Annotated in this window: 18 protein-coding genes; 9 read left to right on the top strand and 9 right to left on the bottom strand. The window is 68.8% G+C overall.

Going from position 1 to position 21,673, the window contains the following annotated elements:
- Positions 1-13: 13 nt before the first annotated feature.
- The 5 genes from GLP40_RS10505 to GLP40_RS10525 form a co-directional block, all read right to left on the bottom strand.
- A complete protein-coding gene (locus tag GLP40_RS10505) occupies positions 14-868 on the bottom strand; it encodes an alpha/beta fold hydrolase (protein WP_154787625.1) in 855 nt (284 codons plus the stop codon).
- Positions 868-2,028, bottom strand: a complete 1,161-nt coding sequence (gene hsaA, locus GLP40_RS10510; RefSeq protein ID WP_154787626.1) for a 3-hydroxy-9,10-secoandrosta-1,3,5(10)-triene-9,17-dione monooxygenase oxygenase subunit — start codon at positions 2,026-2,028, stop codon at positions 868-870. The genes GLP40_RS10505 and hsaA overlap by 1 nt, the downstream gene beginning before the upstream one ends.
- A 164-nt stretch (positions 2,029-2,192) precedes the next feature.
- Positions 2,193-4,217 carry an alpha/beta-hydrolase family protein gene (locus tag GLP40_RS10515; RefSeq protein WP_230329423.1) on the bottom strand — a complete coding sequence of 675 codons (2,025 nt, stop codon included), beginning with the start codon at positions 4,215-4,217 and terminating at the stop codon, positions 2,193-2,195.
- A gap of 278 nt (positions 4,218-4,495) precedes the next feature.
- Positions 4,496-5,446: a LysR family transcriptional regulator gene (locus GLP40_RS10520; RefSeq protein WP_154787627.1), complete on the bottom strand. Its 951-nt coding sequence runs from the start codon at positions 5,444-5,446 to the stop codon at positions 4,496-4,498.
- A 186-nt stretch (positions 5,447-5,632) separates the two neighbouring features.
- Positions 5,633-7,141, bottom strand: coding sequence for an FAD-dependent oxidoreductase (locus GLP40_RS10525; protein ID WP_154787628.1), 1,509 nt, complete (start codon positions 7,139-7,141; stop codon positions 5,633-5,635).
- Between the two features lie 164 nt (positions 7,142-7,305).
- Here GLP40_RS10525 and GLP40_RS10530 point away from each other — a divergent pair, with 164 nt between their 5' ends.
- From GLP40_RS10530 to xylB, 5 genes are all read left to right on the top strand, one after another.
- Positions 7,306-9,696: a PEP-utilizing enzyme gene (locus tag GLP40_RS10530; protein WP_154787629.1), complete on the top strand. Its 2,391-nt coding sequence runs from the start codon at positions 7,306-7,308 to the stop codon at positions 9,694-9,696.
- Between the two features lie 168 nt (positions 9,697-9,864).
- On the top strand, positions 9,865-10,779 hold the full coding sequence (locus tag GLP40_RS10535) for a tyrosine-protein phosphatase (protein ID WP_196054607.1): 915 nt from the start codon (positions 9,865-9,867) through the stop codon (positions 10,777-10,779).
- A 109-nt stretch (positions 10,780-10,888) separates the two neighbouring features.
- Positions 10,889-11,893 carry a glycoside hydrolase family 172 protein gene (locus GLP40_RS10540; RefSeq protein WP_154787631.1) on the top strand — a complete coding sequence of 335 codons (1,005 nt, stop codon included), beginning with the start codon at positions 10,889-10,891 and terminating at the stop codon, positions 11,891-11,893.
- Between the two features lie 103 nt (positions 11,894-11,996).
- A complete protein-coding gene (locus GLP40_RS10545; protein WP_154787632.1) occupies positions 11,997-13,004 on the top strand; it encodes a zinc-dependent alcohol dehydrogenase family protein in 1,008 nt (335 codons plus the stop codon).
- Positions 13,005-13,017: 13 nt separating this feature from the next.
- Positions 13,018-14,406: a xylulokinase gene (xylB, locus tag GLP40_RS10550; protein WP_154787633.1), complete on the top strand. Its 1,389-nt coding sequence runs from the start codon at positions 13,018-13,020 to the stop codon at positions 14,404-14,406.
- On the opposite strand, the gene GLP40_RS10555 is transcribed toward xylB, so the two are convergent.
- A complete protein-coding gene (locus tag GLP40_RS10555; protein ID WP_196054608.1) occupies positions 14,397-14,567 on the bottom strand; it encodes a ribbon-helix-helix protein, CopG family in 171 nt (56 codons plus the stop codon). The two genes, xylB and GLP40_RS10555, sit on opposite strands and share 10 nt — an antisense overlap.
- A 168-nt stretch (positions 14,568-14,735) precedes the next feature.
- Here GLP40_RS10555 and GLP40_RS10560 point away from each other — a divergent pair, with 168 nt between their 5' ends.
- The 4 genes from GLP40_RS10560 to GLP40_RS10575 all read left to right on the top strand — a co-directional run bounded on the left by GLP40_RS10560 (position 14,736) and on the right by GLP40_RS10575 (position 18,044).
- The gene (locus GLP40_RS10560) at positions 14,736-15,251 is read left to right on the top strand and encodes an OsmC family protein (protein WP_154787635.1); all 516 of its coding nucleotides are present in this window, start codon (positions 14,736-14,738) and stop codon (positions 15,249-15,251) included.
- Between the two features lie 31 nt (positions 15,252-15,282).
- Positions 15,283-16,590, top strand: coding sequence for a bifunctional o-acetylhomoserine/o-acetylserine sulfhydrylase (locus GLP40_RS10565; protein WP_154787636.1), 1,308 nt, complete (start codon positions 15,283-15,285; stop codon positions 16,588-16,590).
- A 109-nt stretch (positions 16,591-16,699) separates the two neighbouring features.
- Positions 16,700-17,248, top strand: coding sequence for a VOC family protein (locus GLP40_RS10570; protein ID WP_154787637.1), 549 nt, complete (start codon positions 16,700-16,702; stop codon positions 17,246-17,248).
- Positions 17,241-18,044 carry a MerR family transcriptional regulator gene (locus tag GLP40_RS10575; RefSeq protein WP_154787638.1) on the top strand — a complete coding sequence of 268 codons (804 nt, stop codon included), beginning with the start codon at positions 17,241-17,243 and terminating at the stop codon, positions 18,042-18,044. The genes GLP40_RS10570 and GLP40_RS10575 overlap by 8 nt, the downstream gene beginning before the upstream one ends.
- A 194-nt stretch (positions 18,045-18,238) precedes the next feature.
- Here the strand turns inward: GLP40_RS10575 and GLP40_RS10580 are convergent, their stop codons facing one another.
- From GLP40_RS10580 to GLP40_RS10590, 3 genes are read right to left on the bottom strand one after another with little or no spacing between them, the layout of a single operon-like run.
- Positions 18,239-18,631, bottom strand: a complete 393-nt coding sequence (locus tag GLP40_RS10580; protein WP_154787639.1) for a nitroreductase family deazaflavin-dependent oxidoreductase — start codon at positions 18,629-18,631, stop codon at positions 18,239-18,241.
- 59 nt (positions 18,632-18,690) lie between these two features.
- Positions 18,691-20,166: an FGGY-family carbohydrate kinase gene (locus GLP40_RS10585; protein WP_154787640.1), complete on the bottom strand. Its 1,476-nt coding sequence runs from the start codon at positions 20,164-20,166 to the stop codon at positions 18,691-18,693.
- Between the two features lies 1 nt (position 20,167).
- A complete protein-coding gene (locus GLP40_RS10590; protein WP_154787641.1) occupies positions 20,168-21,586 on the bottom strand; it encodes an L-fucose/L-arabinose isomerase family protein in 1,419 nt (472 codons plus the stop codon).
- Positions 21,587-21,673 lie beyond the last annotated feature (87 nt).

Below are 21,673 nucleotides of genomic sequence, written 5' to 3' on the forward strand. Positions count from 1 at the left end.
GGGAAAGCGCTTGCTACAGACCGTTGTTCAGGAAGTCGATCACGGTTCGCTCGAAGGCGTCTCTGCGCTCCACCATGACCCAGTGACCGCAGCGGGCGAAAGTACGCAGGTCCGCGTTCGGCAGCTGCCGGGCGGCGAAGAGCGAGCCCTCCACCGGCGTGACCCGGTCATCGCGGCCCCACAGGATGAGCACCTCCTGCGTGATGCCCCTCAACCGCGCCCACAGCGGGACCGGTTCGGCGAGCTCGGGGTTGTAGAAAGTGGCATAGGCGTCGCGCAGGGCGGCCTGTGCCCTGGGATCGGCCGCGGCCCGCAGGCGCTCGGCCACCACTTCCTCGGTGAGTGTGGCCCGGTTGTAGACCATGGCGCGCAGGAAGCCCATGGCGTTCTCGTCGGTGGGGTTGGCGTTGAACTCCATGAGCCGCGTAATGCCCTCGGACGGTTCGGGTCCGAGCACGTTCACTCCGATGCCGCCGGGCGCCATGAGCACCACCCGGTCGACCCGGCCCGGATGCTCGAGCGCGAGCAGGGTCGCGACCGTGCCGCCCATGGAATTGCCGAGCACGTGCGCCTTCTCGATGCCCAGCTCGTCGAGCAGCCCGATCACCGCGTCGGCGGCGATGCGCAGGTAGTTGCGCTCGTACACCTCGGGGCGACCACTCTCACCGAAGCCCGGCTGATCCAGGATCAGGCAGCGGAAGTGCTGGGCCAGCACCGGCAGATTGTCACCGAAGTTGGCCCAGCCGGACACGCCCGCGCCGGAGCCGTGCAGCAGCACCAGCGCCGGGCCCTCGCCCGCCTCGTGATAGCGGAGCTCGTGGCCGGCGACCGTCACCCGCCGGGTGGTGTTCTCCGCGGTCAGGGTCATCAGAGCATCCGATCCGTGACCTCGAGGCCCATGGCGCCCTTGCCGAACATGGCCAGCGCGCGCTCGATGTCATTGATGGCGTGCACGCTGCCGGCGTGCGCGTCGCGCCAGTTGCGCTCGATCACATTGGGTTTGCGGATGGAGTGGCCGCCGGAGTTCTCGAACAACAGGTCGATGGCCTCCAAGGCGCGCTCGGTGCCGCGCACCTGATCGCGGCGAGCACGCAGGCGGGACTCGAACGGAATCTCCTCGCCCGCCTCGGCGTAACGCAGCTGCTCGTTCATGTTGCGCTCCATCTGGAGGATGGCGGCGTCGATTTCCGAAGCGGCACGGGCGATCCGGACGTGGGCGAAGGGATCCTCGGACACCTTCTGGCCGCCGTACGACAGCCGCACGCGCTCGCGCTGGCGCTCGATGTGCGCCTCGTACGCGCCCTGGGCCGCACCGATGATGGGGGCGGTGATGGTGTTGGAGAAGACGCTGCCGAACGAGACCTTGTACAGCGCAGCGGTGTTCACCGCCTGGCCCGGGCCCACCAGGTTGGCCTGGTCGGCGGCCGAGTAGGTGCGGTAGGCGGGCACGAACGCCTTCTCGATGACGATGTCATTGGAGCCGGTTCCGGACAGGCCGGACACGTTCCACACGTCCTCGATGCGGTAGTCGGTGCGCGGCACCAGGACGGTGTAGTAATCCATGCCCTTCTCGGATGGGACCAGCGCTCCCAGGAACACCCACCGGGCGTGGTCGCAGCCCGAGGAGAACGACCAGCGGCCGGTGATCTCGTAGCCACCCTCGACCGGTGTCAGCTTGCCGGTCGGCGCGTAGGAGGAGGAGACCAGGGTGTCCGGGTTCTCGGCCCACACGTCTCGCTGCGCGCGGTCGTCGAACAGCGCCAGCTGCCACGGGTGGGCGCCCAGCACCGAGCTCACCCACGCGGTGGACGGGCACTTGGTGGCGATGGCCCGGATGACCTCGTAGAACTCGACCGGAGAGGCCTCCGCGCCGCCGAAACGGGCCGGCTGCAGCATCCTGAAGACACCGGCCTCGGTGAGCTCGGCAATGCTGGCCTCTGGCACCCGGCGCTGTTCTTCGGCCTGAACCGCGCGGTCAGTGATGGCGGGCAGCAGATCCCGAACCCGATCGAGCACCTTGTTAGTCATGCGGGCGTTCCTCCTCGTGCCAGAATTTCCTGCCCTCGAAGCTATGGCCAGCGCGGTGTTTCGAACCGAAATAGTCCCGATGATCGGAACCACTGTTCCGGCCGGAGGCCGGACTGCCCGGGCCCCTGCCGTGGCAGGGGCCCGGCAAACGCTCGGGGAAGCGCCTATTTGTGGGCGTACTCCCAGGTGATGTCCTCGTCGAGGGCCTTGCGGATTGCGCGGTCGAGGTCGGGGTTCCAGTCCTGCGGCTGGGCGACGGCGACCCAGCCGTCCAGCACCAGATCGCCGTAGCGATGGCCGTGGCCGGACGGAACGCCCTGGGCATTGGCCAGGTCCGCGCTGATCTGCCAGAAGGTGACGATCGGCCACCAGCGAATGGACTTGGAGACGTCCGCACCGCGCGGCTCCCTGAGCCAATCCGGTTGGGCGAACAGCAGATCCGGCGACCACCAGACGATCGGATCGGAGGCGTGCTGCAGGTAGACGATGCGCGGGTTGAACCACGGGCGGGCCGGTCGGCCCAGATCCGGTGCGGTGGCGGCGAATCGGACGATCAGACCGTCGGCGTAGATGGGCAGGATCTCCGGCGTCCCGGGATCGCGGCGCTGCTCGAGCTGACTCCAGATGCGGTTCGAGTTGGGCGGGCCGACCCACAGCACGCCGTCGACGAGGGTCCGGATGTCGTCGAGCCCGGTGAAGGCGCCCTCGGAGCCCTGCGACCCGAGACTCTCCCCGTAGACCAGCAGTTTCGGCCGCTGACCCGGCGGCAGCTGCGCCCAGCGTTCGTGGACCGCGTGGATCACCAGCTTCCCGGAGTCGGTGGCCTTCTGGCGGTCGGACAGGAACGAGATGACGCTGGGCAGGTAGGAGTACTGCGTGGCGGCGATGGCGCTGTCGCCGCCGTACATGTACTCGATGGACGAGGCGGTCGTGGAGTCCACCCAGCCGGTGCCGGTGGTGGTGACCACGACCAGGACCTTGCGTTCGAAGGCATGGGTGCGATCCAGTTCCCTCACCACGAGATCGGCGATGTCCTCCGGGGTCGGCGCCGAGTCCAGACCCGCGTAGACCCGAATCGGTTCGCGCGCAGGTCTTCCCGTCACCTGCGCGATGCGGTCGGCGGTCGGCGCGCTGGAGACGAACCAGCGGCCCTCGGAGCCCAGGGTGTCCCACGCGGCGAGAGACTGTGGGCTGCCGGACCTTTCGGGCAGTCGCGGCTGAATCGCGCTCGGAGAGGTCTGCCCGTTACGGAGGCTGAAAGCGGAATTCGCCACGGAGAAGAAGGCTTTCGCCAGCACGCCCTGGAACAGCAGCACTGCCACCACCGCCACGACGATCACCGCGCCCGGATAGGCGAGGTTCCGCGGAATCCGCCAGTCGATGTTCAGCAGGCGCACCAGCAGCCGGATCAGCCAGCGAACCAGGCGATACGCGATGATCACCAGCACCAGGGTGGCCGCCGCCACCAGTTCGGCGCGCAGGTAGCTCGAGGTGGTCGTGGGCGTCATCCCCATGAGCACTTGGAGATCGCGCTGCCAGCGCGCCGACCGCGCCAGAATCAGCGCCGCGCCCACGAGGGTCCCGACCACGATCACAGCCTTGCTGACCGCCCGCGTCGTCTCGCCCGGATGCCACATTTTGGCCAGGCCCTCGGCCGATTCCGGCAGCCGCGGGCGAACCCACTTCTTGAAGGCCCACTCCAGCACGCAGCCCACGCCGTATCCGATGGCGGCGCTGATCCCGCAGACCAGTCCCTCGAACAACCAGGTGCGCGGCAGCAGTGACGGCGAGACCGCCCACAGGAAGAAGATCCAGGCCACCACCAGTCCCGGATAGCTCGGATTGACGGCCCGTTCCGCACGGTCCGCGACGGCCCATACGCGCGACATCAGCGGCGTTTCCGGTTCGGCGCCCGCGCCCTGTCCAGCCGCCTCGTCACCGTCGACTCCCTGGCTCGGCTCGCATGTCCGGCTGGGTTCGACTGTGTGGCTGGGTTCGACTGCCCGGCCGGGCTTTTCGGCCGCCTTGCTCGACTCGGCCGCCTTGCTGGGCTCGGCCGCCTGACTGGACTCGGCCGCCTGGCTGCGCTCGGCCGCGTTGCTGGACTCCGCTCCCTGGCTGGACTCGGTTACCTCGGCGCGCCCGGCCGCCTCATCGCGCTCGTCGCCGCGCTGATCTTCCGCCCTCATGCCCCGAGTCTGGTCGCCCGACTGCGGCCGAACGGCAAACGACACGCGCGGGGTGCGGGCGCCGACACCGCCCGGACAACGGGGGCTCAGTCCGTTGCCCGGGGGTGTCGACTCTCCGAGATCGCCTCACCGGGTAATTGAGGCAGTCGCGAACCTCGGTCGGTTCGCCTGTGGGCGTCGCAATCCCCACGATGACCGCCCACGCGGAAAACATTAAGACGCAGGGGAAGCGGTGTGAAACAGCTATTTCCCAGCGATTGACAAGCCCGGGTTGTCAATCACAGGTGCAGCGGCAGGGTGCAGTCGTCGAGGTCGGGTTGTTCCAGGCCCGCGACCAATTCGGGGTTGGCGTCGCGAACACGGCGCGCGATATCCACGAACGACCTGACCAGCGGCGTCTCGTGATCGACGCGCCAGCCGACCGTCACCTCGTTGTGCGGGGCGTCGGCGACCGGCAGCAAGCGGACCCGAGGAAAGGGCATCCACCGCGCCGACGCCACCGTCAGCACGACGCCGACACCCACCGCGACCTTGTGCAGCTCCTCGAGCAGCGAACTCGAGCGGGACACCACCGGGGCGGGTCGCCCGTCGCGGTGATCGTGCAACTCCCAGAAGGCATTCCATACCGGATCGGTGGTGGCCGCGCCGAGCAGCGGCTCGTCCAGCAGATCCCGCACCCGCACCTCGGGCAGTTCCGCCAGCCGGTGCGCGCTGGGCACGAGTGCCACCAGCGGCTCGGCGAACAGGGGCTCGAAGCGGATTCCATCCGCGCGGAACGGGAGTCGCACGAAGGCCACGTCGACGGTCCCGTTCTCCAGTCCGGCGGCGGGCTCCTCGTAGGTGAACTGCCGCATGTCGACCGTCACCCCGGGATGTTGCGCGCGGAAGGCGGCGAGGATCGGTTCGGTGAGCGTGAGCGCCGCGCCCTCCAGATACCCGAGCACCAGCCGATCCGATTCCCGCCGCTGTGCCACCCGCGCCTGCTCGACCGCCGCTTCCAGTGTGGTCAAGGCGCTTCGGACACCCTCCAGCAGGGCCGCCCCCGCCGCGGTGAGCTCGACACTGCGGGTGGTCCGCGTGAACAGCACCAGATCCAGGGCCTTCTCCAACTGCCGGATCTGCGCGCTCAAACCCTGCTGCGCCACATGCAACCGCTGCGCGGCGCGGGTGAAGCTGAGCTCCTCCGCCACCGCCACGAAATACCGCAGCTGCCGCGTGTGAATTTCCATAGCGAGCGAGTCTAGAACCTGTTACAGCCGCAAAACGGGCATCGCCCAGCACAACTCGCCGGACGCGGCCGCGGTTATACCGCTCGCGCCGGTCCGGCGGCGCGGGCCGCCACGGCCGACACCTCGTTACGAAGCGGCTTCATGTCACCTGCCATCGCATCGACAACGCGTGGATGCCAGAAGGGACTACGCGCGGCGGGCGGCCGCGGTGCCGGCACGGCGGCCGAAGAAGGTGCTGTCGCCGAGGGAGGTGCCGGAGATGTAGCCGAAGCCGTGCAGGCCGTTGGCGGCTCGACCGGCGGCGTAGAGGCCGGGAATCGGGCGACCGTCGAGGTCGAGGACGTGGCCGTCGAGGTCGGTGTGGAGGCCGCCGAGGGTGAACACCGAGGCGCCGGTGCCGCGGCGGTCACCGGCTTCCGAAGGCGGGCGGACGCCCGCTCTCACGTCGACCGCTGCCAACGGCGGGGTCAGTGCGCGCAGCCAGCGCGCTGACTTGTGATGGTCGAGATCGGTTCCCCGGCAGGCGAATTCGTTGTACCGGGTGATGGTGGCCGTCAGCGAGCCCGCGGGGAGGCCGGTGAGTTCTTCCAGTTCGGCGGGGGTTTCGGCGACATGGGTGGGGCGCACGCCCCAGCGCTGGGGTTCGGGAACCTCCTCGAAGCCCTCCTCGTCGACGATCACCCAGACCGCGGTGTCGTCTCCCGCCCAGCTGCCGCCCATGTTCTGGCGGTAGAGCGCATGCTGGCCGATGCGGCCGGGATAGGTGTCCTCATTGACGAAGCGGCGGCCCAGGGCATTGACCACCATGCCGCGCGCGGCCAAACCGGGGATGAGGGACATACCGACCTGACCAGCGGACATGTGGCGCACGGCCGCGCCGAGCGACTGGGCCATGCGGATGCCGGACCCGTCGTCGGTACCCGCGCTGACCTTGGTGTGGCCGAGCAGCTGCGGCGCGTGGGCGGCGAGCATGTCGTCGTTGTCGACGAAACCGCCCGTGGTGAGCACGATTCCGCGATGGACGCGGAAAGTGATCTCCTTGCCGTATTGGCGCGCAACGGCTCCCACCACGGAACCGCCCTCATCGGCGATCAGCGTGCTGACCTGAGTGTCGAACAGCGCGCCGGCACCGGCGGATTCGGCCGCGGATGACAGGCACTCCATCAGCAGTTTGCCGCCGAAATCATTGGCGGTGGGCCGGTGTCCGCGCGGGGCGGGATGCGCCAATTCGGTGAAAGGCCAGCTATTCTCGCCCAGCCACATCAGCCCGTCGTCGGTGGGCGGCACCCAGGTGGGCACGTCCCACATGCTCGGCTTGAACGGCACGCCACGGTCGACCAGCCAGTGGAAGTGCTCGACGCTGCCCGCGCTGTACTCATCGATCTTGGCCGCGTCCGCGCCCGCGCCCAGCGCCGCCTTCAGGAACGCCGCCATGGCCTCGGGGGTGTCATCGAAGCCGCAGGCCACCTGGATCGGTGTGCCGCCGCCCAGGTAGATCTCGCCGCCCGACATGGCCGACGCGCCGCCCGCACCGCCGCACCGCTCCAGCACCAGCACCCGGGCGCCCGCGTGGGCCGCCTCGAAAGCCGCCGATGCGCCCGCCGCACCGTAGCCGACCACCAGGACATCGGTCTCGATGTCGTAATGACTCACCTCGCCGGCCGCCCGCGGGGTGACCGAATTCCGCACTGTCATACCTCGACGGTGCCCGCTCGACCGGGCACCACTCAGCGCTCCATCTTGCTGAGCGATTCCCCGATCCCGTTGACCGGGACTGCGACCCGTCAGCACCCGAGGCAATGGGGATGGTGTGAACGGCGTCATTGTGGTTGGGGACGCCTGCACGAGGAGGAGAGTCAATGCGGATTCTGGTCACCGGTGTCACCGGGCCGAGCGGCCGTGCCGTGGCGCGCATGCTGCTGGCGGCGGGCCACGAGGTGGTCGGCCTGGACCGGCAGCGGCACCGCTACGTGGACCCGCGGGTCGAGGTGATCATCGGCGACGTGTCCGACGCGCAGGTGTGCGCGCGGCCCGTGGCCGGGGTGGACGCGATCGTGCACCTGGCGGGCCCGGCGGTGACGGCGATCGCGAAGGCGGCCGCGGAATCCGGGACGCGCCTCGTGGTTCCCGTTGCGGCGGGCAGTGATTCGAGTGTCGAGAAGATCGTGACCGGCAGCGGCGCGGACGCGCTCATCGTGCGCACCGCGCTGGTGGCGGGCCGCCGCATCGACGCGGGCGGCTGGCGCACCCTGGAGAGCCTGACCGGCGGCGGCAAGGGCAGCATCCAGGTGCTGCACTACGACGACCTGGAGCGCTTCCTCGTGCTGGCGGCGCTGTCGCAGCGCGGCGGCCTGGTCGAGCTCGCCGCGCCCGGCGAGGTGTCCAGCGCCGACGTCAAGCGGATCCTCGCCGACGCGGGCGTGAAATACGGTGCGTGGCTTCCGAAGTCGTCGGTGTCGCAAACCCGAGTGGACGCGAGCGCGGCCCGCGCGGACTGGGGCTTCCGCTACGGCTGGACCGCCACCGAGGTGATCGCCGATGTGGCGCGCGGCCTGCACGGACGCAAGAGCGGCGGCACCGGCTTCCGCAACCGCCGCGGCGCCATTCCGCTGCCCACCCACGTGGTGCCGCAGAACGCTCCGACCTCCGATGGCTACGCTCTGAAATCCGCTGCGCCCGAAGGCATGCAGGGCGAGTTCGACGATATGGTCGACGACCGCATCCCGGTCTACACCGCCACGAATACCTCCGAGGCGCTGCCCGGCCCGCTCACCCCGCTCACCATCGATCTGCAGGCGGGCGCCATCCGGCTCGGCAACGAGGCCATGGGTCATATGATCGCCATCGAGGGAATCGCACTGGAGCACTGGGTGTCCCGCGTGACCAGCGTGCTCGGCCACCACATGTACATCAACGCCTCCATCGGCGTCTTCTCCGCGCAGAATATGCCCGGCTGGGACGAGGAGAGCGTGCGGCGCGACGTCTACGGCACCATCGGCGATATCGAGCTGCACCCCAAGGGCCGTCCCGCCATGCCGACCGGAACGGCCGCCCGCGCTGGCACTTTCAAGGCTATGGGCCGGGTCGCCGCCACCGCGCTCGGCTATGGCAAGACCGCCGAACTGATCAATGCCGCCTCGCACGCGGAAGCGCTGAGCCGCGACCAGATCTCGGAGCTCACCGACGAGCAGCTGCACGCCCGCGCCCTGCTCTGGCGCGACCGCCTCAATCAGGCGTGGCAAGCCGCCTCCATCGGCGTCATGATGACCGGCGCGGCCACCGCCGCCCACAAGGGCGAGGTCAAGATCGACCTGAACCGCTTGGAGTCGGCCAAGACCATGCTGGCAGTGGAGCGGCTGGCGGCCCTGTGCCGCGAGGACGCCGGACTGCAGGCGCTGGCCAAGACCGGTGATGTGGCGGCGGCCCGAGAGAAGTCGCCGGAGTTCTCGCGGGCCCTGGACCAGGAGCTGGCCACGATCGGCCACCGTGGCCCGGGCGAGTGCGAGTTCATCAACGCCACCTTCGGCGACCGCCCCGAACTCCTGGTCACCGCCGCGGGGCGGGCCGCGGAAATGCCCGCGCCGCACCGCGAGCCGGTGCCGGAGCCGACCAGCCGCACCGCCAAGATGGCCGTGGGCGCGACCGTCTACCGCGAGCGCGCCCGCGACGCCGTCGTGCGCGTCACCAACTGCCTGCGCCTGGCCACCCAGGAGCGCGCGGCGCGGCTGGTGCAGGCGGGCAGGCTCACCGAGATCGAGGACTCGGCCTTCCTGAGCCTGGACGAACTGCTCTGGGCCCCGGCCGATCTGAAGGATCGGGTGGCGCGTCGCCGTGCCGAGCGCACCCGCTACCAGGCCGTGCGCATGCCCGATGTCGTCAACGGCCACTGGGAACCGGAGGAGATCTCCGGCGCGATCGCGGTCGGCGACACCCTCTCCGGCCTGGGCGTGAGCCCCGGCGTTGTGGAGGGCACCGTCAAGCGGGTGCTGACCCTCGACGACGACATCGAGCCGGGCGACATTCTGGTGGCCTCGGTGACCGATACCGGCCATACCGCCAAGTTCGCCTACGCGGGCGCGGTGGTCACCGATATCGGCGGCTCGGCCTCGCACGCCGCCATCGTGGCCCGCGAGTTCGGCGTCCCCTGCGTGGTGGATACCAAGACCGCCAGCACCGCGCTGCGGGACGGCCAGCGCGTCCGCGTCGACGGCGCCGCCGGCACCGTCACGCTGCTGGCCGACGCGGAATAGCCCGGCCCATTCCGATCCGCGCCTCGGGCGCGCTTCCGCGCTCGCGCCCGAGGCCGGTCGGTCATGCCCGGACTCGCGAGCGCCACGACCCATCTGGAAGCCGGCGTCCGTGCCAGAAGCCCGGACCGGGGCATCCACACCCGGTCCGTGATCGAAAGGAAACCCCTAGTGACGATCTCGCGCGCCGTACGCGGCACTCTCAGCGGTGTAGCCGCCGCGCTCATCGCCATCACCCCGATCGCCGTCAGCCCCGCGCTGGCCGCGCCCGTCCCGGTGCTGCAGACGCCCAAGGGCGTCTCGCTGGACTTGCCGTCCGCGCCGAATGCCCGTGACCTGAGCGACATCCCGACCCAGGGCGGCGGGGGCAAGGTCAAGGATGGTTCGGTCTTCCGCTCCGACGCGCTGAACAAGCTGAGCGCCGGCGAGCAGCAGCAGCTGGTGTCGGCGGGCATCGTCGAGATCATCGACTTCCGCAGCCCGACCGAGCGCGGTCAGAACCCGGACAAGCTGCCGGCCTCCATCCCGGAGAAGTCGCTGCCGGTCTACGATCCGAACAACGACTTCTACCTGTTCTTCGCCAAAGCCGTGCAGGGCGGCCCGGTCGTGCAGCAGCAGCTGCTGGGCAACGGCAAGGGCAAGCAGTTCATGGTCGACTACTACACGTGGATGGTCACCGACGCGACCGCGCGCTCGCAGTTCAGCGCCGCGGTGAAGGAGATCGCCAACGCCAACGGCCCGGTGCTGTACCACTGCACCGCCGGCAAGGACCGCACCGGCTGGATGTCGGCCATCCTGCTGAGCTCCCTGGGCGCGCCGAAGGGTCAGATCTACGACAACTACCTGGCGTCCAACGACAACCTGGCCGCCGCCAATCAAGCCACGCTGGACGGCCTCGTCGCCAAGGGACTGGTCACCGATCCGTCGCTGTTCACCCCGGTGCTCGGCGTCGACCGCGACTACCTGGACGCCGCCTTCGACGCGGTCCAGCAGAACTTCGGCTCCTTCGGCAACTTCCTGTCGCAGGGTCTGGGCATCGACGATGCGACCATTGCCGCACTCAAGTCCAAACTGGTCGGTAAGTAAGCAATTCCGGGAACGCCGATGCCGTACAGCCCGGAGGGACGGCGTCGGCATTCACATGTCCGCCCCATGTCCGCTTCACATTCGTGATCGACCTGCGAAAATACGCATGATGCAGGAGATCTGGCAGCTGGACGGGCGGCGCACCCGCTCGGTGAGTGCGGAGAACCCCACCGGCGAGCCGGGCGGGGGCGGGCGTGCCATCTCCGGAACCGGGGCGTTCGCGGCGGCGGGGCTGGGCCGCGGGTGGAAGGTGTCACCCTCCATCGATCTCCCGCCGGGCGAAACCGCCACGCTCGCCGATATTTCCGGGCCCGGGGTCATCCGGCACCTGTGGCTCACCACCGATCGCGCGCTGCTGCGCGACTTCACACTCCAGATGTACTGGGACGATGCGCCGGAACCGGCCGTCGCGGTGCCGCTGGGCGACTTCTTCTGCAACGGCTGGGATCACCTGGCGCTGATCAACTCCGCCATGGTGGTGGTCGCGCCCGCGGGCGGGCTGAACAGCTACTGGCCCATGCCCTTCCACACGCGCGCCCTGATCACCCTGCACAACGGAGCCGAGCGGACCGCACCGGTGTATTACCAGATCACCTATCTGGAGGAGGAGTTACCCGGCGCCGCCGGGTATCTGCATGCCCGGTGGCGCTGCTCCGATCCGCTGGGCACCCCGGCGGAGCATCCGATCGTCGAGATCGACGGCGGACCCGGGCGGTATGCCGGGACGTATCTGGCCGTGCAGCCGCGGGCGGCGGGTTGGTGGGGTGAGGGGGAGCTGAAGTTCTATCTCGACGACGACACCGAATTCCCCACCCTGTGCGGCACCGGAACCGAGGATTATTTCGGCGGCGCCTGGAATTTCGACCTCGACGGCGCTTACCGCCCCTACTCCACGCCCTATCTGGGTATGCCACAGGTGTTGCCGCCGCATCGAATCTACGAACCGCACCAGCGATTCGGCATGTACCGCTGGCACATTCCCGATCCCGTCTGCTTCGAATACGGGCTGCGCGCCACCGTGCAGGCACTGGGCTGGCGCGAGGACGGCCACTACCTACCGCTGGACCAGGCATATGTGGCCTCGACCGCCCTCTGGTATCACCTACTCCCCTGATCCCCTACGGATCCCCGTAACGATTGTGGGAAGACAGAAAGATTGCGATTGCTATTGCGTAAAACGCATCGAACGCGTGGCACGCGGGTGCATGGTTATTGCTATGCGCGCCTTGGTCGTCGAGAAGCCCGGACAGTTCTCGGTCGAATCCGTGCCGGATCCGGCGCCGGGCACGGGCGAGGTGGTGATCCGGGTGGACGCGGTCGGGATATGCGGTACGGATATCCATATCGTGGAGGGTGAATTCCCGCCCACGCCCTATCCGATCGTGCCGGGCCACGAATTCGCCGGGGAAGTGGTGGCGCTCGGCTCGGACGCGGCCGGGGTCCGCGTAAGCGACCGCGTGGCGGTGGACCCCTCCCTGTTCTGCGGGCGCTGCCACTACTGCGCGATCGGGCGCGGAAACCTGTGCGAGAACTGGGGCGCCATCGGTGACACGGTGGACGGCGCCATGGCCGAGTACGTGAAAGTGCCCGCCGCCAACTGTTATCGGCTGCCCGGGCATCTGTCACCCGCGCACGGCGCACTGGTGGAACCACTCTCGTGCGCGGTGCACGGCTTCGATGTGCTGCCAAGGCAACTCGGGTCGCACTATCTGATCTACGGGGCGGGCACCATGGGTCTGCTCATGCTGCAACTGGCCATCGCGGCGGGTGCGGCGTCGGTGTCGATGGTGGACACCAATGCCGACCGGCTGGCCGTCGCGCGGACGCTCGGCGCGGACGCGGCCACCGTATCCGCCGACGATATGGACCGGCCCGAGGGCTGGGAGATCGTGATCGATTGCAGCGGAACGGTGGCCGCCGTCGAGGATGGGCTGTCCCGGGTCCGGCGCGGCGGCACCTACCAGCAGTTCGGGGTGGCCCCGGCGGCGGCGCGGGCCAGCATCTCACCGTTCCGCGTCTACAACGACGAGATCACCATCGTCGGCTCCATGGCCGTGCTGCACAGTTTCGGACGGGCCGTGGATCTGCTCGGCGAGGGCGTCATCGACGCGGACACCGTGATCACCCACGACTTCGCCCTCGATGAATTCGGCGATGCCCTGCGGACCTTCCGCGCGGGCACCGGACGCAAGATCCAGCTGCATCCCGGACGGACGGCACGATAGAGGGTGGGGACCAATGACGGTCGTTGCCGGAGTGGACTCCTCCACTCAATCCTGCAAGGTCGTGGTGTGTGACGCCGATACCGGAACGGTCCTGCGGCACCGTCAGATTCCGCATCACGACGGGACCGAGGTGCCGCCGCTCATGTGGTGGGAGGCGCTGCGGGCGGCATGTGATCGCATGATGCGCGATGTGGAGGCCATCGCGGTGGCCGGACAGCAGCACGGGCTGGTGGCCCTGGACGCGGCGGGCCATCCGGTGCGGGATGCCCTGCTGTGGAACGACACTCGCTCGGCGGAGGCGGCGGCGCAGCTGGTGGACGAGCTGGGCGGACCGCAGGCGTGGGCGGATGCGGTGGGGAGTGTGCCGCTGGCCGCGCACACCGTGGCCAAGCTGCGGTGGTTCGCCGATCACGAACCGGAGTTGGCCGACCGGACGGTTCGCGTGCTGCTCCCCCACGACTATCTGACCTGGCAACTGCGCGGCGGCGATCCGGCCACCGAGCCCACCACAGATCGGGGCGATGCCTCGGGTACCGGGTACTGGTCACCGGCCGCGGGCGCCTATCGGACGGACCTGCTGACCATGGCCTTCCGGGGCCGCAGTCCGGCGCTGCCGCGGGTGCTGGCGCCCGCCGAGACCGCGGGGCACACGCCCGGCGGGCGACTGGTGGCGGCGGGCACCGGCGACAATGCCGCCGCCGCGCTGGGTTTGGGAATCGGGGATGGGGATGTGGTGGTCTCGCTGGGCACCAGCGGCACCGTCTTCACCCGCGCCGCCCGGCCCAGCGCCGATCCCACGGGCGCGGTGAATGGTTTCGCCGATGCCACCGGCGCGTTCCTGCCCCTGGTGTGCACGCTCAACGCCGCCCGGGTGCTGGACGCCACCGCTGTGCTGCTCGGCACCGACCTGTCCGGGGTGGAGGTGCTGGCCGCCCAATCCCCCGCGGGCGCTGACGGTCTCACGCTGCTGCCCTATATCGCGGGTGAGCGCACGCCGAATCTTCCCTACGCGACCGGCAGCCTGCACGGGTTGCGCCAGCACACCATGCGCCCGCATCATCTGGCCCGCGCCGCCATCGAGGGCATGCTGTGCAATATCGCCGAGGCACTGGACCGGCTGCCGACGGTGCCGCGTCGAATCCTGTTGATCGGCGGGGCATCCCGCTCCCGCCTCATCGCGCATGCCGCGGCCACCATCTTCGGCCGCACCGTGACGGTCCCCAACCCGAGCGAATACGTCGCCCTCGGCGCCGCCCGCCAGGCCGCCTGGGCCCTGCACGGCGGCCCGCGCCCACCCCGCTGGCCCGCCGCCGCGGGCACCGAATTCCATTCCTTGGCGGAGGGAATCGGCGCCGCTGTCCGCCAGCGCTACACCGAGATTCGAGATAGCTATTACCCGTAGACGACCGGACCGTCGGACAGGTAGTCATCCCATGTCTTGTGCCGCGTGATGTAGTTCCGGATGGCGTCCCGGGCGATGTCGTGTTTCGATCGCCCTTCCGTCGCCGCCTGCGCACTCAGCGCAGCTTCTTCGTCCTCGCTGAGCCGCAAAGTCCATGCCACGGGGAAGTCATACCATCCGGAGGTCACCCTGTCTGCCGAACGGTTGTCCAGTTGGCAACGATCACATGACCGGCAGGTTGCTCCGACGCTGGTCCAGAAGCCACAGTTGTGCTCACGGCGAGCATAACCATCGTCGACACGGGTGGCTGGGCCGTAGCTTCACGCGCTATGACGACTGAGCTGAGCACGCCGTTGAACGATATCGTGGAGGCGACCGGCCGGGCCGTGGCAACCGATCCCGCGCAGGCCACGGTGGTGTTCCGGGCCTCGGGGACGCCGGAGGGCACCGTCGGGAGCGCGGTCGCCCTGGGACGGTACACGGTTCGGGTGGACGAGCCGCCGGCGCTGGGTGGCGCGGGGTCCGCGCCGAATCCGGTGGAGGTGTATCTGGCTTCGCTGATCGCCTGCCAGGTGGTCACGTACCGGTTCTGGGCGCAGCGGCTCGGTGTGGCCATCGAGGATCTGGCCATCGACGCCGAGGGCGATCTGGATGTGCGCGGCTTCTTCGGGCTGGACGACACGGTGCGCCCCGGATTCCAGGCGGTGCGCGTGACCGTGCGAATCAGCGGACCGGAGTCCGCCGAGCGCTACGCCGAATTGCAGCGGGCGGTCGACGAGCACTGCCCGGTCCTGGATCTCACCACCGGCCGGACCCCGGTCGAGACGACACTCGTCATTCCATAGCAGCAACTCGCCAACCCACCGGAGGCCCCCGATGACCGAATCCACTCTGCCCGAAGACCCCAGCGCCAGCTGGAGTTTCGAGACCAAACAGGTCCACGTGGGGCAGACGCCCGACAGTGCGACCGGCGCCCGTGCCCTGCCGATCTACCAGACCACCTCCTACGCCTTCCGCGACACCGCGCACGCCGCCGCGCTGTTCGGACTGGCCGAGCCGGGAAACATCTACACGCGCATCATGAATCCCACCCAGGACGCGGTGGAGCAGCGGATCGCCGCGCTGGAGGGCGGTGTGGCCGCGCTGCTGCTGGCCTCGGGTCAGGCGGCGGAGACCTTCGCGATCCTGAATCTCGCGGGCGCCGGGGACCACATCGTGTCCAGCCCGCGACTGTACGGCGGCACCTACAACCTGTTCCGGTACACCCTGCCGCGGCTGGGCATCGAGGTGAGCTTCGTCGAGGATCCGGACGACCTCGACCAGTGGCGGGCGGCGATCCGGCCGAACACCAAGGCTTTCTACGGGGAGACGGTGTCCAATCCGCAGAACCACATTCTCGATATTCCCGGCATCGCGGAGGTCGCGCATGGTGACGGAATTCCGCTCATCGTCGACAACACCGTGGCCACCCCGTATCTCATCCAGCCCTTCGCCCACGGTGCGGACATCATCGTGCACTCGGCGACGAAGTACCTGGGTGGGCACGGCGCGGCCATCGCGGGCGTGATCGTGGACGGCGGCACCTTCGATTGGCGCAGTGGACGTTTTGCCGCATTCACCGAGCCCGACCCCAGCTACCACGGTGTGGTCTACGCCGATCTCGGCGCACCCGCCTACGCGCTCAAGGCGCGGGTGCAGCTGCTGCGTGATCTGGGCTCGGCGATCTCTCCGTTCAATGCCTTCCTCATCAGCCAGGGCCTGGAAACCCTCAGCCTGCGCCTCGAGCGGCACGTCAGCAATGCCCAGGCGGTGGCCGAATTCCTCACCGAGCGACCCGAAGTCACGGCCGTCTCCTATGCGGGCCTGCCGTCCTCGCCGTGGTACGAGCGCGGAAAACAGCTGGCCCCCAAGGGAGTCGGCGCCATCATCGGCTTCGAATTGGCCGGCGGCGTCGACGCGGGCAAACGCTTCGTCGAAGCCCTCACCCTGCACAGCCACGTCGCCAATATCGGCGACGTCCGCTCCCTCGTCATCCACCCCGCCTCCACCACCCACTCCCAGCTCACCCCCGAAGAGCAACTCGCGGCAGGCGTCACCCCCGGCCTGATCCGCCTGGCCGTCGGCATCGAAGGAATCGACGACATCCTCGCCGACCTCCGCGCCGGCTTCGCCGCCGCCTCCTGACCCGCCGCTCTGGGTGACCCGGCACGACGTTGGTCGCCTCGCAGCGATAGGACCGGATTTGGGGACTCGGCTTGACCCTCACGTTGCGTGAGGGTGGACGGTGCAACGCATGAGTGAAGAATTCTTCAACGCGTTCGAGACGAGCCCCATATCCGAGCGGGGTCCGGAGGCGGTTGCGCCGGAGGTGTTTCGCGGCATCTACGCGATGCCAGCGTTCGTCACGATTCCAACATCCGACCTGGCGGCGTCGACAGAATTCTGGGTGCGAGGGCTCGGCTTCATCGAGCTGTTCAGCATTCCCGGACGGGTGGTCCACCTACGCCGGTGGGCGTTCCAGGATGTACTGCTCGTCCCCGCGGCGGCGGGCCGCGAAGAGACCGAGGTGCCGGCGATGAGCGTGAGCTTCGCGTGCGTGTTGAACGAGATCGATCGCCTCATCGAGGCGTGTACCGGACTCGTGCCCGACAGCGTGACCGGACCGCGTGATACTCCGTGGAAGACTCGCGACGTCGAAGTGATCACCCCCGAACGGGCGCGGGTCGTGTTCACAGCGGCGAAGCAGTTCGATCCCGACAGCCAGGAGGCACGCGATCTCGCATCGGTCGGGATCGTCGCCCCGGATACAGCGGGTGGAGGTCACAAAGGTGTTCATGGCTGATCGCGAGCTCGACGACGGTGTCGCGGTGGGCGCGGCCGCCGAGCTCTTGGGGGTGACTGTCCGCACGTTGCATCACTGGGACGAGATCGGCTTGGCGTCGCCTTCGGTCCGCACCACCTCGGGGTATCGCCGCTACACCGGCGCGGACCTGCAACGTCTGCACCGAATCGTCGCCTATCGGGGGGCCGGGCTCGGGTTGGATGCGATCCGCGAAGTGCTCGATGACGCCACCGCAGAGATCGGCGCCACCTTACGTGAGCAGCGTTCCCGGCTCGCCGAGCGGATCCATGACCTGCAACAGCTCGACGAACGCCTGCAACGGATGACCGAGGCGCACGAACGCGGAATCCTCCTGAGCGACGACGAGCAGTCGGCAACGTTCGGGGCGGACTGGGACCCACGCGGTTCCGGTCGGGCCCGCGTGGTCTGGGGAAATTCCCCGCAGTGGGCGCAGTTCGCCGAACGCTCCGCTTCCCGTACGCGGGCGCAGTGGCAGTCGCTCTCCGACACGATGTCCACTCTCCAGCGTGATCTGAGCGACGCCCTGGACCAGGGCGTCGCTCCGGGCAGTCCAGAGGCGAACGCGCTCGTCGAGCGCCATCGCGAGGTCTTCTCCCACTTCTTCCCGCTCACGCGACAGATGCAGGTGTGTCTGGGAAGGATGTTCGATTCCGACCCGGGCTTCTCCGCCCACTACGACCGCATTCGAGCCGGCCTGGCCTCCTGGTTCCGCCAGATCATCGACGAGTCCGCTCGCACCCACGGGATCGACCCCGACACGGCCATCTGGCAATAAGCCGTGACCACATCGGTTCTCTGCGCCCGGTCGCGCGTTTTCGGGCATGCCTGACTTCTCTCGGAGGCACGCGGAGCACGCATCCTCGCCCGCCATCACCTTCCCCACCTGTCGAGGCAGGCTCCGATCACCGGGGGTCTCGAGCCAACTCTCGGAGGCCACGCCCCGATCAGCCGACTGATGGCCGGGTAAAGCTAGGCGGGCTGGATATCCGCCATGAAGAGCGGGAGACGACGCGCGGCGAGGCGGGCGGGCAGTGGGAGGTCCGGACCCGCCTCGCCGCGCGCGACTATGCGCGGGTTGACGAGCTTATGGCGGCGGGAGGCACGCACGACGTCCGCCTCGCCCGCCGCCAGGACGTTCCTGATCCAGTCGGTCCGGCCGTGCCCCATGACCACGCACAGCTTGCCGTCGAACCGGAAAGCGTTGACCGGTGTGGAATATGGCCGTCCCGACTTGCGCCCACGGTGTTCGATAACGGCGAAACCAGGCAGGTAGGGAGCCAACGGGCGCACCACCGGGTTCATGTATCTGGCCTGGAGGCGGTCGAACCACGCCGGGAACATAGTGCGTTCGTCTGTCGTCATATCGGCTTCCCTCGATCGAGATCTGACGTCTGGGACAGTCTACCGACGCGACAGCGGACTCAGGGGGCGGCGCGGTGTTGCTCTCGGGCGAGAAAGTGGGCCGTGGCCTTGGTGGCGTCGTAGAGGGACCGGTAGTGGCGGTAGTACGGGCCGTAGTGGGCGGTGGTGCGGGGGTCGGGGTCGATGGTGGTGATGATGGGGTTCCAGGTGGAGGTGTCCAGGCCCAGGGATTCGGCCGCGAGGAGGGCGTCGCCCAGTGCGGCGCCGACGGTGTCGGCCGGAAGTTGCTGGGGGAGGCCGGTGATGTCGGAGACCATGCGGGTCCAGAGGCCGCCCTTGGTGCCGCCGCCGACGGCGACCAGGCGGGTGGCGGGGGTACCGGCGGCGGACATGGCCTCGAGATTGTGTCGGACGCCGTAGCCGATGCCTTCCAGGACGGCTCGGTAGAGGTCGGCGCGCTGATGGGTCAGAGTGAGTCCGGCGATGATGCCACGCGCGTCCGGATCGAAGAGGGGGGTGCGTTCACCGGCGAAGTAGGGCAGGACCAGCAGGCCGCGGCTGCCCGGCGGGACGTGGGCGGCTTCGTCGATGAGGTCGGCGAACTCGCCGCCGGTGAGGGTGCGCAGCCAGTCGGTGACCGCGCCCGAGGTGGCCATGCCGGCCGCGGCCGTATAGGTGCCGGGCCAGGTTCCGCAGGTGGTCCACAGACCGGGTTGGGGGTTGGGGTCGGTCAGCACCTGGGTGAGGAACATGGTGGTGCCGTACATGATCATGCAGTCGCCGGGGGCGCGGACGCCGACTCCGGCGGCCTCGGCCCAGGCGTCGATGGTGCCCGTGGTGACCGGCAGGCCGGCGGGCAGGCCGGTGGCCGCGGCGGCCTCGGCGGTGACATGGCCGACTATCTCTGTGGGCCAGGCCAATTCGGGTAATCGCAGGCCGGGAGCGACGGATTCCGCCCAGTCCGTGGCCCAGTCACGGGCCATCAGGTCGTACATGGGCACACACTGACTGGCGGACTGATGGTCGAGGACATAGCGGCCGGTGAGGCGATGAACCAGAAACGAGCTGGACATCAACAGCATTCGGGTGGCCTGCCATACCTGTGGCTCGTGCCGCATGAGCCAGCGCAGCTTCGGCCCGACGGCCTGACTGGTGAGCGGCGACCCACACCGCTCCAGCACGGTGTGCGCACCCAATTCCGCCTCCAATTCCTCGATTTCGACGCTCGCACGGGTATCGACGCCGTAGAGGATGGCGGGGCGCAGCGGGCGGCCCGACGCGTCGGCCGGCAGCAGACAGGGTCCGATGCCGCTCACCGCGAGCGCGTCGATGGGCTCACCCTCGGCGGCTGTCACCAGCTCGCGGGCGATGGCCGCGAAATCCGCCCACCACACCGTCTCCGCGTCGTGTTCCACCCAACCCGGTCGCGGAGTCGAAACCCGGTGTGGTCGTTCGGCTCTCATAGCGACCAGGCCCGCATGGTCGACCAGGACGCCCTTGGATCCGGAGGTGCCGATATCGATGCCGAGGAGCATGTCAGCTCGCCCTGCTGAATTCGTCCAGGGTGACGCCCAGCAGCGCACAGGCCGCGCGCACGGTGGCGCGATGGTCACCCGGGACGGCGTGAATGTGATTGGCCCCGAATCGGGACAGGAAATCCCCGGCATCGGCGTCCAGGCGGGCGAAGGCGTGCGGCCATTCCCAGGTGGACTGCTTCATGAGCGATTCATTGGTGGCCTGGTCGTAGACCTCGAACTCGCCGAGCATCAATTGCATGCGGTAGGACCCGTCGCGGCGGGTGAGCCGGGCCAGGGTCATCTCCCCGGGCGCGGCCAGGTGATGCACCGACGCGCCGCCCGCCGGGAAGAAGAACACCTCCGGATACAGGTGCACCCGCGCCAGGTTCTCCGCCGGGTCGTCACTGCGCGCCGCGTACCAGGTGGCGTGCTGACCGGAGTTGCACAGATCCCAGATGTCGCGATCGGAGTGATAGTGACGCACATCGGCGAAAAGCACCGGGGTACCGGCGATCTGCGCGAGCAGCTGCATGGTCAGCGCACCGTCCATATCCGCCTCGGTGGCGCACACGTGCGGCTGCTTGGGGCCGTTCCAGTCGTACGGGTCGTTGAGGAAGGCCTCGGTGATGTCCATGGTCGCGAAGTACTGGGTCAGCTCGGGCTGTGCCTTGATTCCGGAGAAATCCAGATGCCATTCGGCGATCAGATCCCGCATGGCCAGATACGAACGGATCTGCCGCTCCAGCAACTCCGGCGTCAGTTTGCGCCCGTCGTAGTGGACCCCGGCCGCGTTGCGCTCCAGCCATTCTCGCGCCGCCCTGGCCTCACCGGCATCGGCGAGTTCTGATCGGCGCACGATCTCCCACTGGTCGATCTCCTCGACATCGATACCGAACAGCCGCTGCCACTGGTCGGTATTGGCGACGGCGGTGTTCATTCCCATGGGCCGCCCGCCGACGCGCCCGAAGGTGCTGCCGCGCAGACTCGCCACCGCCGCCGCGGCCCGGGCGCGATCCCCGATGGCCGCGATCAATTCCGGATCGGCTGGGTCGCCCCACAGCCGCGTGTGCTCGCGTCCGATCTGATCCAGCGCGCCGCCCGCCGCGAGCATGCCCACCATGCCCGGCTGCACCGGATCGATATTGGACAACAACAGCAGCGGCCCGTTGAGCGCGCCCGCCGCCAGCATGGTGAAGTGCGGGAACGCCCACACCGCGTAGTGCAGGACGGTCAGGTCGACCCCGGCCGCCGCCACCTGCCGGGCCACGGTCACCGCCTGGTCATTGCCGCCGATGGGTTCCACCCCGCGAATCACGGTGTGCCCGGCGGCGGTCAACTCGGTGACGAGCCGATCCTCCGCCATCCGAATGAATCCGACGATGCCGCCGTGCACGTAATCGCGGCCGTCGGAAAGACTGATCACACCGATTCGAGCCATCGTGCCTGCCTCCCCGCATTGGGTGGGACTCTCGACACCGAACAGAATCGCAGGCCACACCGCACGCCACGCCCGAAATCGGATTTT

Source organism: Nocardia aurantiaca, assembly GCF_009708175.1.
Taxonomy (GTDB): Bacteria; Actinomycetota; Actinomycetes; order Mycobacteriales; family Mycobacteriaceae; genus Nocardia; species Nocardia aurantiaca.

Coding starts and splice junctions, on each gene's coding strand:
- GLP40_RS10570 (WP_154787637.1), top strand. CDS start 16,700: ATGAGTGAAGAATTCTTCAACGCGTTCGAGACGAGCCCCATATCCGAG.
- GLP40_RS10575 (WP_154787638.1), top strand. CDS start 17,241: ATGGCTGATCGCGAGCTCGACGACGGTGTCGCGGTGGGCGCGGCCGCC.
- GLP40_RS10525 (WP_154787628.1), bottom strand. CDS start 7,141: ATGACAGTGCGGAATTCGGTCACCCCGCGGGCGGCCGGCGAGGTGAGT.
- GLP40_RS10505 (WP_154787625.1), bottom strand. CDS start 868: ATGACCCTGACCGCGGAGAACACCACCCGGCGGGTGACGGTCGCCGGC.
- GLP40_RS10545 (WP_154787632.1), top strand. CDS start 11,997: ATGCGCGCCTTGGTCGTCGAGAAGCCCGGACAGTTCTCGGTCGAATCC.
- GLP40_RS10585 (WP_154787640.1), bottom strand. CDS start 20,166: ATGCTCCTCGGCATCGATATCGGCACCTCCGGATCCAAGGGCGTCCTG.
- GLP40_RS10530 (WP_154787629.1), top strand. CDS start 7,306: ATGCGGATTCTGGTCACCGGTGTCACCGGGCCGAGCGGCCGTGCCGTG.
- GLP40_RS10515 (WP_230329423.1), bottom strand. CDS start 4,217: ATGAGGGCGGAAGATCAGCGCGGCGACGAGCGCGATGAGGCGGCCGGG.
- GLP40_RS10565 (WP_154787636.1), top strand. CDS start 15,283: ATGACCGAATCCACTCTGCCCGAAGACCCCAGCGCCAGCTGGAGTTTC.
- hsaA (WP_154787626.1), bottom strand. CDS start 2,028: ATGACTAACAAGGTGCTCGATCGGGTTCGGGATCTGCTGCCCGCCATC.
- GLP40_RS10590 (WP_154787641.1), bottom strand. CDS start 21,586: ATGGCTCGAATCGGTGTGATCAGTCTTTCCGACGGCCGCGATTACGTG.
- GLP40_RS10560 (WP_154787635.1), top strand. CDS start 14,736: ATGACGACTGAGCTGAGCACGCCGTTGAACGATATCGTGGAGGCGACC.
- GLP40_RS10540 (WP_154787631.1), top strand. CDS start 10,889: ATGCAGGAGATCTGGCAGCTGGACGGGCGGCGCACCCGCTCGGTGAGT.
- GLP40_RS10580 (WP_154787639.1), bottom strand. CDS start 18,631: ATGACGACAGACGAACGCACTATGTTCCCGGCGTGGTTCGACCGCCTC.
- xylB (WP_154787633.1), top strand. CDS start 13,018: ATGACGGTCGTTGCCGGAGTGGACTCCTCCACTCAATCCTGCAAGGTC.
- GLP40_RS10520 (WP_154787627.1), bottom strand. CDS start 5,446: ATGGAAATTCACACGCGGCAGCTGCGGTATTTCGTGGCGGTGGCGGAG.